11 protein-coding genes are annotated in these 10476 nt (G+C 67.9%); 8 read left to right on the top strand and 3 right to left on the bottom strand.

Annotated elements, in window-relative coordinates; all coding sequences use genetic code 11:
• Together lgt and Q8M82_RS10230 are read right to left on the bottom strand one after the other, a co-directional pair.
• Window positions 1-604: prolipoprotein diacylglyceryl transferase (gene lgt / locus Q8M82_RS10235; protein WP_305691262.1), on the bottom strand; the 604-nt coding region annotated here is incomplete at its 3' end.
• Window positions 605-843: 239 nt separating this feature from the next.
• A complete protein-coding gene (locus Q8M82_RS10230) occupies window positions 844-1878 on the bottom strand; it encodes an NADP-dependent oxidoreductase (protein ID WP_305691261.1) in 1035 nt (344 codons plus the stop codon).
• Window positions 1879-2030: 152 nt separating this feature from the next.
• On the opposite strand from Q8M82_RS10230, the gene uvrC reads away from it, so the two are divergent.
• The 5 genes from uvrC (at window position 2031) to Q8M82_RS10205 (ending at window position 6852) form a co-directional block, all read left to right on the top strand.
• Entirely contained in the window at window positions 2031-4214 is a 2184-nt protein-coding gene (gene uvrC, locus Q8M82_RS10225) for an excinuclease ABC subunit UvrC (protein WP_371126306.1), read from the top strand.
• Window positions 4215-4281: 67 nt separating this feature from the next.
• Entirely contained in the window at window positions 4282-4893 is a 612-nt protein-coding gene (gene pgsA / locus Q8M82_RS10220; RefSeq protein WP_305691259.1) for a CDP-diacylglycerol--glycerol-3-phosphate 3-phosphatidyltransferase, read from the top strand.
• Window positions 4890-5189, top strand: coding sequence for a molybdopterin converting factor subunit 1 (moaD, locus tag Q8M82_RS10215; protein WP_305691258.1), 300 nt, complete (start codon window positions 4890-4892; stop codon window positions 5187-5189). Before pgsA ends, moaD begins: the two co-directional genes overlap by 4 nt.
• Before the next feature lie 153 nt (window positions 5190-5342).
• Window positions 5343-5798, top strand: coding sequence for a molybdenum cofactor biosynthesis protein MoaE (locus Q8M82_RS10210; RefSeq protein WP_305691257.1), 456 nt, complete (start codon window positions 5343-5345; stop codon window positions 5796-5798).
• Entirely contained in the window at window positions 5770-6852 is a 1083-nt protein-coding gene (locus tag Q8M82_RS10205) for a DUF1176 domain-containing protein (RefSeq protein WP_305691256.1), read from the top strand. Before Q8M82_RS10210 ends, Q8M82_RS10205 begins: the two co-directional genes overlap by 29 nt.
• 169 nt (window positions 6853-7021) lie before the next feature.
• Here the strand turns inward: Q8M82_RS10205 and Q8M82_RS10200 are convergent, their stop codons facing one another.
• Window positions 7022-7909 (bottom strand): branched-chain amino acid aminotransferase, encoded by an 888-nt coding sequence (locus Q8M82_RS10200; protein WP_305691255.1) that lies wholly within the window; start codon window positions 7907-7909, stop codon window positions 7022-7024.
• Between the two features lie 202 nt (window positions 7910-8111).
• Between Q8M82_RS10200 and Q8M82_RS10195 the strand changes: the two genes are divergently transcribed.
• The 3 genes from Q8M82_RS10195 to Q8M82_RS10185 form a co-directional block, all read left to right on the top strand.
• Entirely contained in the window at window positions 8112-8618 is a 507-nt protein-coding gene (locus Q8M82_RS10195) for a MarR family winged helix-turn-helix transcriptional regulator (protein WP_371126305.1), read from the top strand.
• Between the two features lie 50 nt (window positions 8619-8668).
• Entirely contained in the window at window positions 8669-9394 is a 726-nt protein-coding gene (locus Q8M82_RS10190; protein WP_305691253.1) for a response regulator, read from the top strand.
• A gap of 32 nt (window positions 9395-9426) precedes the next feature.
• A partial coding sequence (locus Q8M82_RS10185; protein WP_305691252.1) for a histidine kinase dimerization/phospho-acceptor domain-containing protein occupies window positions 9427-10476 on the top strand: 1050 nt, incomplete at its 3' end.

Below are 10476 nucleotides of genomic sequence, written 5' to 3'. Positions count from 1 at the left end.
CCAGCAGCGCCAGCAGGATGAAGAGCAAAAGCCCTTCGGAGAAGGCCTCGTAGAGCTGGCTCGGATGGCGCGGCAGCAGCCCGCCGCCGGGAAACACCATCGCCCATGGCACGCCCGGCGCGGGGCGACCCCAGAGCTCGGCATTGATGAAATTGGCGATGCGCCCGAGGAACAGCCCGATCGGCACGCCGGCGGCCGCGATATCGAACACGGCCAACGCCGGGTAGCCGCGCCGCCGCGCGAACAGCCACAGCCCCAGCGTCGCGCCGATCAGCCCGCCATGGAAGGACATGCCGCCCTGCCAGAACGCCAGGATGTCCTGCGGCCGGGCAAGATAGCGCGCGAGATCGTAGAACAGCACGAAGCCGAGGCGACCGCCGAGTACGACGCCGAGCGCGACGAACAGCAGCATGTCGTCGAGCTCGTCGGCCTTCGGCCGCGCCCGCCCCGCCCAGAGCGGCTCGTACGAAACCAGCCGGCGCGCATACCACCAGCCGCCGAGCAGCCCGACGACATAGGCCAGCCCATACCATTTGACCGAGAGCGGCCCGAGTTGCAGCGCGACCGGGTCGATCACCGGGAAGGCGATGGCGAATGTGGGCATGGGCGGAGGTCCGGATGGCGGTGATGCGTTCGCCCCGACGCGCCGTCATCCCGGACAAGCCGCAGAGCGGCGCAGATCCAGGATCCATTCCGGAGCCTCACGAACAAGGCTCAGGCATGGATCCCGGGTCTCCCTTCGGTCGCCCGGGATGACGGCGCGGGAGGATCAAGATCGGCGGGACTTGGGCAAGGCGACCCCATCAGGTCAAGCAAAAACGCCCTGCCGCCCCCCGCCCAGCCTCACAGCTTCACGATCAGCTTTCCGAAATTGCCGCCCTCGAGCAGCCTGATGAAGGCCTCGGGCGCCTTTTCCAGCCCGTCGACGATGTCTTCCTTGTATTTCACCGCGCCGCTGGCGATCCAGGCTGCCATCTCGCGCTCGAATTGCGGGCGCTGGGCGATGAATTCGCGCTGGATGAAGCCGCGGATCAGCAGGCTCTTGGACAGCACCTGCCGCATCAGCACGGGCAGCCGGTCGGGCCCCTCGAAATCGCCCGTCGCGTTGTATTGCGCGACCAAACCGCAGACCGGAATGCGCGCGAAGCTGTTGAGCAGCGGGAACACCGCGTCCCAGACCTTGCCTCCGACATTCTCGAAATAGACGTCGATGCCACCGGGGCAGGCTGCCGCGAGCTGCGCCGCGAAATCCGGCGCGCGATGGTCGATCACGGCATCGAAGCCGAAGCTGTCGCGCACCAAGGCGCATTTTTCGGGCCCGCCCGCGATGCCCACGGCGCGCGCGCCCTTGATCCGCGCGATCTGCCCGACCGCCGAACCGACAGGGCCGCTGGCGGCGGCCACGACGACGGTCTCGCCGGTCTTCGGCTGCCCGATCGTCAGCAGGCCCGCATAGGCGGTGAAGCCCGGCATCCCGAGCACGCCGAGCGCCGTGGTGACGGGTGCGGCAGCCGGATCGAGCTTGCGCAGCTGCTCGCCCTTCGCCAGCGCATGCGACTGCCAGCCGGAATGCGAGAGCACGATGTCGCCCGCGGCGAAACCGGGGTGGCGGCTTTCCAGCACCTCGGCGACGGTGCCGCCTTCCATGACGGCGCCGATCTCGGTCGGCGCGGCATAGCTCTTCGCGGCGCTCATCCGCCCGCGCATATAGGGGTCGAGCGAGAGATAGAGGATCTTCAGCAGGACTTCGCCTTCGGCGGGAACCGGCAGCGAGCCCTGCTCGAGGCGGAAGTTTGCAGGCGCAGGCCGCCCTTCGGGCCGTGCGGCGAGGACGATGCGGCGATGCTCGGAGGAAGAGCGATGCTCGGAGGAAGACATGGGCGGTCTCGGTCTGGCTGCGGTCCCTCGCAAATGGCCACATCGTCCCAGCCGATCAAGGCGCAAGCCCGCACCGAGCGACAAGGCGCGACGCCACGCCTCGCAACTCCTGACATGACGAAGCGCCTCGCGCATCCTACATGCAGAGCGTGATGCAGCCGATGAATCGCCCTTCCGCAGACGACCTGCCCGAAACCGCGGTCGAACCCGAGGCCGAGGAGGCCCTGCCGACGCCTGCCCTCGATCTCGGCGAGACGGCGCCCGGCGCGCTCAAGGCTGGCATCGAGGTCATCGCCGGCTTTGCGAAGCATCTGCCCAACAAGCCGGGCGTCTACCGGATGTTCGATCGCGCCGGCGAGGTGCTCTATGTCGGCAAGGCCAAGAACCTGAAGAACCGGGTCACGGCCTATGCCCGCGGCATGGCACACACCAATGCCGTTGCGCGCATGATCGCCGAGACGGCGAATATGGAGTTCGTCACGACGGGGACGGAAACCGAGGCGCTGCTGCTCGAATCCAACCTGATCAAGCAGCTGCGGCCGCGCTACAATGTGCTGCTGCGCGACGACAAGAGCTTCCCCTACATCCTGCTGAGCGGCGACCACGAGGCCCCGCAGATTGCCAAGCATCGCGGCTCGCGCCAGCGCAAGGGAGACTATTTCGGCCCATTCGCCTCCGTCTGGGCGGTGGAGCGGACGATCGACGCGCTGCAGAAGGCCTTCCTGCTGCGCTCCTGCACCGATTCCTTCTATGAGAACCGCGCCCGGCCCTGCCTGCTCTTCCAGATCAAGCGCTGCGCCGGTCCTTGCACCGGCGAGATCGCGATCCCCGACTATCAGGCGCTCGCCAGCCAGGCGCGCGACTTCCTCTCGGGCCGCTCCTCGAACGTCAAGCAGCTGCTCTCGACCCGGATGCAGGCGGCGGCCGAGCAGCTCGAATTCGAGAAGGCGGCGCGCTATCGCGACCGGCTGGCGGCGCTCTCGGCCGTGCAGGCCGGGCAGGACATCAACACGCAAGGCGTCGAGGAGGCGGATGTCTTCGCCATCGACGAGCAGGCCGGGCAGTTCTGCGTCGAGATCTTCTTCTTCCGGAACAAGCAGAACTGGGGCAACCGCGCGATCTTCCCGCGCGCCGACCGCAGCCTGACGCCGGAGGAGGTGCTGGCCTCGGTCGTCACCCAGTTCTACGACGACAAGCCGCCGCCGCGGCTCGTGCTGCTCTCGCACGAACTGGCGGAGATGGAGCTGATCGGCCAGGCGCTCTCCGCCCGCGCCGGCCGCAAGGTCGAGGTCGCCAACCCCAAACGCGGCGAGCGCGTCGATCTGATCGAGATGGCGCGCAAGAACGCCCGCGAGGCGCTCTCGCGCAAGCTCGCCGACAATGCCGGCCAGACCTCGCTGCTGGCGGCGCTGGGCGCCGCCTTCGGGCTCGCCAGGCCGCCGCGCCGCGTCGAGGTCTACGACAACTCGCATATCATGGGCACGAATGCGGTCGGCGGCATGATCGTCGCCGGCCGGGACGGCTTCATGAAGAGCCATTACCGCACCTTCAACATCTCGACCGACACCATCGCCGGCGACGATTTCGGCATGATGCGCGAGGTGCTGCAGCGGCGGTTTGCACGGCTGGCGAAGGAAGCGGGCGTTGTCCTGCAGTCCGTCGATGAGGGCGCCTCCCCTCCCCCTCGTGGGGAGGGGTTGGGCGTGGGGGGCAAAAAGCCCGAACACGCCGGCGTTCGGGAAGGGGCCTCCATCGATGCCATCGACCCAACCCCGAATCCGCTCACCCAGTCGTTCGCCCCCCACCCCTCCCCCTCCCCACGAGGGGGAGGGGCGGAGCCGGACCCAGCCCGGACAGTGCCCGACCCCGACAACGACAGCTTCCCCTCCCGTCCCGACCTCGTCATCGTCGACGGCGGCAAAGGCCAGTTCGCCGCGGCGCAGAAGATCATGGCCGAGCTCGGGGCCGCGGATATTCCGCTCGTCGCCATCGCCAAGGGCGAGGACCGCAACGCCATGCGCGAGACCTTCCACATGGCGGACCGCGAACCCTTCAAGCTGCAGCCGCGCGATCCGGCGCTCTACTTCATCCAGCGCCTGCGCGACGAGGCCCACCGCTTCGCCATCGGCACCCACCGGGCGCGGCGCAAGAAGGACACGATGAAGAACCCGCTCGACGAGATTCCCGGCATCGGCCCATCGCGCAAGCGGGCCCTGCTTTTGCATTTCGGAACGGTCAAGGCGATCAAGCGCGCCAAGCTCGACGATCTGATGCGCACGCCCGGCGTCAACGCCGCCACGGCGCAGGCAGTGCATGATTATTTTCACGATGGGTGACGACGAACGGCATTGTCGCCGCATTGCGTGTTGACGCTGTCACAACCCCGCTGCTTTGGTGATGCCTGTGACGATTCTTCCAGAAGCCATCCGGCGGCGCGGACCCTGGTCCCTGCCCAACCTGCTCACCTACGGCCGGATCCTGGCGATTCCGGCGCTGGTGGGGCTTCTGTTCTGGCCAAAGGACGACTGGGTGCGCTGGATCGCGCTCGCGGTCTATGTCGCCGCCGCCGTCACCGACTATCTCGACGGCTGGATCGCGCGGGCCTGGAGCCAGCAATCGGCGATCGGCCGCATGCTCGATCCGATCGCCGACAAGCTCTTGGTCTGCGCGCTGCTGCTGATGCTCGTCCACACCGAGACGATCAAGGGCTGGGCGATCTGGGCGGCGATCGTCATCCTCTGCCGTGAGATCCTCGTGTCGGGCCTGCGCGAGTTCCTCGCCGATCTGAAGGTCAGCGTCCCCGTCAGCAAGGTCGCCAAGTGGAAGACGACGGCGCAGCTGCTCGCGCTCGGTTTCCTTGTCGCCGGGCCGGCGGGCGACAGCGTCCTGCCCTACAACACGCAGATCGGCATCGTCATGCTCTGGGTCGCCGCGGCGCTGACGATCTACACCGGCTGGGACTATTTCAACGCCGGCATCCGCCACATGGTCGACGAGGACATGCGCGGCTCATGACGCAGGCTTCCGACACGATGGCGCCCGCCGCGCAGACGCGGACGGTCAGGCTGGTCTACTTCGCCTGGGTGCGCGAGCGCGTCGGCCGGGCCGAGGAGCAGGTCGAACTGCCGGCGGAGGTTGCCACCGTGCTCGACCTCGTGCGCTGGCTGAAGGCCCGCGACGAGGGCTATGCGGCCGCCTTTGCCGACGAGACGCTGGTCCGCGCCGCCATCAACCAGACCCATGTCAAGCCGGGCACCAGCCTGGACGGCGCCCGCGAGATCGCCTTCTTCCCGCCGATGACGGGCGGGTGAGATGACGGCCCCTCTGTCATTCCGGGGCGTGCCGAAGGCGCGAACCCGGAACCCACGACCGGGCTCAGCCCGTGACATGGCGCCTTCATGGCTCACCCGGTCATGGGTTCCGGGTTCCGCGTTGCGCGCGGCCCCGGAAAGACAGGGGCAGGCATGACCCCGACGATCCGCATCCAGCGGGAGGATTTCGATCTCGCGGCCGAGATCGCGACTCTCTCCGGCGGCCGGCGCGACATCGGCGCCGTGGTCAGCTTCACCGGGCTCTGCCGCGACGAGGGCGGCACGCTGGCGGCGCTCGAACTCGAGCACTATCCCGGCATGGCCGAGGCCGAGATCGCCCGCGTCGCCGAAGAGGCCGCCGCACGCTGGCCGCTGCTCGGCCTGCTCGCGATCCACCGCTTTGGCCGCGTCGCGCCGGGCGAGCAGATCGTGCTGGTGATCGCAACGTCAGCCCATCGCCGCGCCGCTTTCGAAGCCGCCGATTTCATGATGGACTATCTCAAGACCCGTGCCCCGTTCTGGAAGCGCGAGCATCTCGCCGACGGCACGACCGGAGGCTGGGTCGAGGCCAAGGGAGAGGATGACGATGCCGCGCGGCGCTGGGAGTAAGGGAGCGCTGGGCACGCTTGCGCTGATGCTCACCCTGGCGACGCCGGTGCAGGCGCAGATCGGTCCGATCAAGACCTTCCGCGACTGGGTCGCAGGTTGCGACAACACGAAAACCTGCACGGCGCTGTCGCTTCCCGCCGAGACCGATGACGAGATCGCCTTCCTGCGTCTCGACCGTCCGGCCGGCCCCGAGGGCGCGCCGACCCTGGCACTCAAGCTGCGCGGCCAGAAGCTGAAGAAGAGCTTCGCCATCGCGCTGGCGCTCGATGGCACGCCGTTTCCGGGAGCCGGGCAGCCTCTGCAGGGCACCAGCGTCGACGGCGAGGTCGCCGAGATCACGCTTCCCGCCGCTACGGCCGAGGCCCTGATCGCCGCGGCGCGCAACGCGACGACCCTGACGGCGCAGATCGAGGCGGCGAGCTTCAAGGTCTCCCTCGCGGGCGCGGTCGCCGCCATGCTTTGGATCGACGAGCGGCAGGGCCGGCTCAACACGCCGGGCGCCCTGATCCGCAAGGGCACGACCGGCACCGCACCGGCCGCGCCCGACCTGCCGGTCATCGTCAGCCGCCCGGCATCGGGCAAGGCGCTCTCGAAGGCGGAGGCGGCGACCCTCGTCAAGGCGATGCGGGCCGAGGTGAACCGCCGCGAGCCCGATTCCTGCGAGGACATGCCGGACGGCTTCACCGACAGCGACGGCGCCTGGGCTTTAGGCGACGCGCTCAGGCTCGTCGCCATCGCCTGTTCGCGCGGTGCCTACAATGTCGCGAGCCAGTTCTGGCTGGTCGGCGGACGAAACGTCGCGCGGGCGAGGCCGGCGCCCTTCCAGGGCGCGGGCGGCAGTCCGGCCAATGAACTGATCAATGCCGATTTCGATCCGAAGACGGGGCATGTCAGCTTCTACGCCAAAGCCCGCGGCATCGGCGATTGCGGCCGCTCGGGCGCCTATGGCTGGGACGGCAAGGGTTTCGCCGTCCTCCGGATGAGCGAGATGAGCGAATGCCGCCTTATCCCCGGCGATGACTGGATCACGCTGTTTCGCAGCGCCGAAAAATAGCGTCTGGCGGTCCATTGGCCAACGCGCCGTCATCCTGGGCAAGCTGCGAAGCGGCGCAGACAGGGATCCATCGTAATGCTGGACATGGCTCTTGATGGATCCCGGTCGTCCTTCGGACGCCCAGGATGACGGTGCGTTGCTACCTAACGGCCGCGCCGGCCAAAACCGCTCACGCCGCCTTCGACTTCGGCCGCACGGCGTCGGAGTAATCCTCCATGATCACCTTGCCCATATTGCCGGTGAGGAAGGAATAGGGGCCGATCTCCGACACCAGGGTCACCTCCGCCGCCGAGCCGGTGATGAAGCACTCGCTGAAGCCTTCCAGCTCCTCCGGGCGGATACGGCGCTCGACCACTTCGAAGCCGCGCTGCCGGCAGAGATCGATCACCGATTGGCGGGTGAGGCCGTTCAGGAAGCGGTCGGCCAGCGGGGTGTGGATGACGCCGTCCTTGATGAAGAAGATATTGGCGCCGGTGCATTCGGCGACATGGCCTTCCCAGTCCAGCATCATCGCATCGGCATAGCCGGCGCGCTCCGCCTTATGCTTCGACAGCGAGCAGATCATGTAGAGCCCCGCCGCCTTGGCATGGACCGGCGCGCAGGCCGGGTCCGGCCGGCGATAGGTGGCGACGTCGAGGCGCACGCCCTTCAGCTTCTGCGCCATGTCGAACATGCTCGGCCACTCCCAGACCGCGATGGCGGTGTGGATCGTGTTGTTGATGCCGGACACCGCCATCATCTCCGAGCCGCGCCAGGCGACCGGGCGGATATAGGCGTCCTTCAGCCCGTTCTCCTTGAGGCAGAGCTCCTTGGCCGCGTCGAGTTCAGCGACCGACCATGGGATCGTGAAATCCATGATCTCGGCCGACTTGTGGAAGCGCTGGGAGTGTTCGGTACCCTTGTAGATCACGCCGTCATAGGCGCGCTCGCCCTCGAACACGCAGGAACCGTAATGCAGCCCATGGGTCAGTACGTGGATCTTCGCGTCCTTCCACGGCACGAGCTTGCCGTCGAACCAGATGACGCCGTCGCGCTGGTCGAATGGAATGACTGACATGGGGTGCTCCTCTTGGCACGTCCGGCCCGGTTGATCCGCTGGCACCCCGAACACCGTCACCATGGCGGGCCGGGGCGAAGACCGGAATGATACTGCGCTGCAACATCGTCTCGCGACATATTCCGTCGTCACGCGCGCTTGACCGGTAATCTTCCGTCTGAGATATGTCAACATCACTGACGTAATTCGCAGGATGGATTCGATGCCGCAGACGCAGGCCCGGTCCACGGCCACAGCCGCTCCCGCACCGGATGCGACGGTCCCCTACGACCTGATCGAATTGCTCTTCTTCGCCTATCGCGACTTCGTCGGCGGCCCCGACCTGATCCTCGCCGAATACGGCTTCGGCCGGGCGCATCACCGCGTTCTGCATTTCGTGCTGCGCCGGCCGGGGCTGACCATTGCCGAACTCCTCGACATCCTGAAGATCACCAAGCAGAGCCTCAATCGGGTCCTGAAGGAGCTGGTCGAGACCGGTTTCGTCGAGCAGCGCACCGGTGTGCAGGACAAGCGCCAGCGTCATCTCCACGCCACGGCCGCGGGGCAGGATCTCGCCTTGCGGCTTGTCCGGCTTCAGGCCCAGCGCATCCAGGCGGCACTGGCCGATCTCGCGCCGGAGGCGGCCGAGACGGTGGCGCTCTACCTCGCGGGGTTGATCGATCCCTCCGAACGCCACAAGGTGCAGGGCTTCCTCGCCGCGCCGCGGTGAGGCCCACGGCATCAGCCCAGGGCGCAAGAGAAGATCAAGGCGGACGAGACATGGCCGCACAGCCGGCGCGAAAACCCCTCCCCGACGAGGCCCCCCACATCCTCGTGGTCGATGACGACCGCCGCCTGCGCGACCTGCTGGCGCGCTTCCTCGGCGACAACGGCTACCGCGTCACCACCGCGGCCAATGCCGCCGAGGCCGACCAGCGCCTCGCGCGGCTTGTCTTCGACGCCATCGTCCTCGACATCATGATGCCCGGCGAGAACGGCTTCGACTTCGCCCGCCGCTTCCGCACCGATTCCGCCGTGCCGATCCTGATGCTGACCGCCCGCGCCGACGGCAAGGACCGCATCAACGGCCTCGAGATCGGCGTCGACGACTACCTCGCCAAGCCCTTCGAGCCCCGCGAACTGCTGCTGCGCCTCGGCAACATTCTCAAGCGCACGATGGCGGCCGAGCCGGCGCAGGCGGCGAGGCCTGATTTCGTCCGTTTCGGCCCCTTCCTCTACGGGCTCTCACGCGGCGAACTGCGCAAAGGCGAGGAGCCGATCCGCCTCACCGAGCGCGAGCGCGAGATCCTCACCGCGCTGGCGGAGCGTGCCGGCGAGGTCGTGCCCCGGGAGGAGCTCGCCGCCCAGGGCACCGCCGCAAACGACCGCACCGTCGACGTCCAGATGAACCGTCTGCGCCGCAAGATCGAGCGCGACCCGGCCGATCCGCTCTATCTCCAGACCGTCCGCGGCGTCGGCTATCGCCTCGTGACCGACAGGACGTGACACCCGTCCAGCCCGGCAGGCGTCGCAGGGGCATGGCGCAGATCATGGCAGCGGGCTGGGCGCGCTTGGGCACGGCGCTCGCGCGCGCGCGGACCGGCGCCAACAACCAGCTGAAACCCTGGCTCAAGATCGCCGGCAGGCCGCTTCACGCCATCGCCCGCTACATGCCCAAGGGGCTCTATCCGCGCGCGCTGGTCATCGTCATCGCCCCCGTCGTGCTGCTGCAGTCGGTCATCGCCTATGTCTTCATGGAGCGGCACTGGCAGACCGTGACGCAGCGTCTTTCCTCGGCCGTCTCGGCCGACATCGCCGCGATGATCGACGTCTATGAGAGCTATCCGCAGGATGCCGATACCAGCGTGCTCTCGCGCATCGCGGCCGAGCGGCTGGGCATGGACATCGACATCATCCCCGATTCCGACCTGCCGCCGCCGGGACCCCGCCCCTTCTTCTCGCTGCTCGACAGCGCGCTCTCGACCGAGCTCGCCAGCCAAGTCGCTCGCCCCTTCTGGCTCGACACGGTCGGCCGCTCCAGCCTGATCGAGATTCGCATTAAGCTCGACCGGGATGTGATGCGCATCCTGACGCGGCGGAACTCCGCCTATGCCAGCAACAGCCACATCTTCCTGCTCTGGATGCTCGGCACCTCGCTGATCCTGCTGACCATCGCGGTCCTGTTCCTGCGCAACCAGATCCGGCCGATCCTGAAGCTCGCCGATGCAGCGGAAGCCTTCGGCAAGGGCCGCGACGCCGAGTTCCGCCCGCGCGGCGCCCGCGAGGTCCGCCGCGCCGGCAACGCCTTCATCGAGATGAAGCGCCGCGTCGAGCGTGCGGTGGGCGAGCGCACCACCATGCTCAACGGCGTCAGCCACGACCTGCGCACCATCCTGACGCGCTTCAAGCTCTCGCTCGCCTTGCTCGAGCGCTCCTCCGAGATCGAGGCGCTGGAGAAGGATGTCGACGAGATGGCGCGCATGCTCGAGGACTATCTCGCCTTCGCCCGCGGCGATGCCGGGGAGACGGCCGTCGAGACCGACATCCGCGGCCTGCTGGAAGAGCTGAAGTCGGACGCCGAGCGCCAG

It is taken from the genome of Allobosea sp. (genome assembly GCF_030694325.1).
Taxonomy (GTDB): domain Bacteria; phylum Pseudomonadota; class Alphaproteobacteria; order Rhizobiales; family Beijerinckiaceae; genus Allobosea.
The sequence above is the reverse complement of the archived record's forward strand: the minus strand, read 5'-3'. Positions and strand labels throughout refer to the sequence as shown.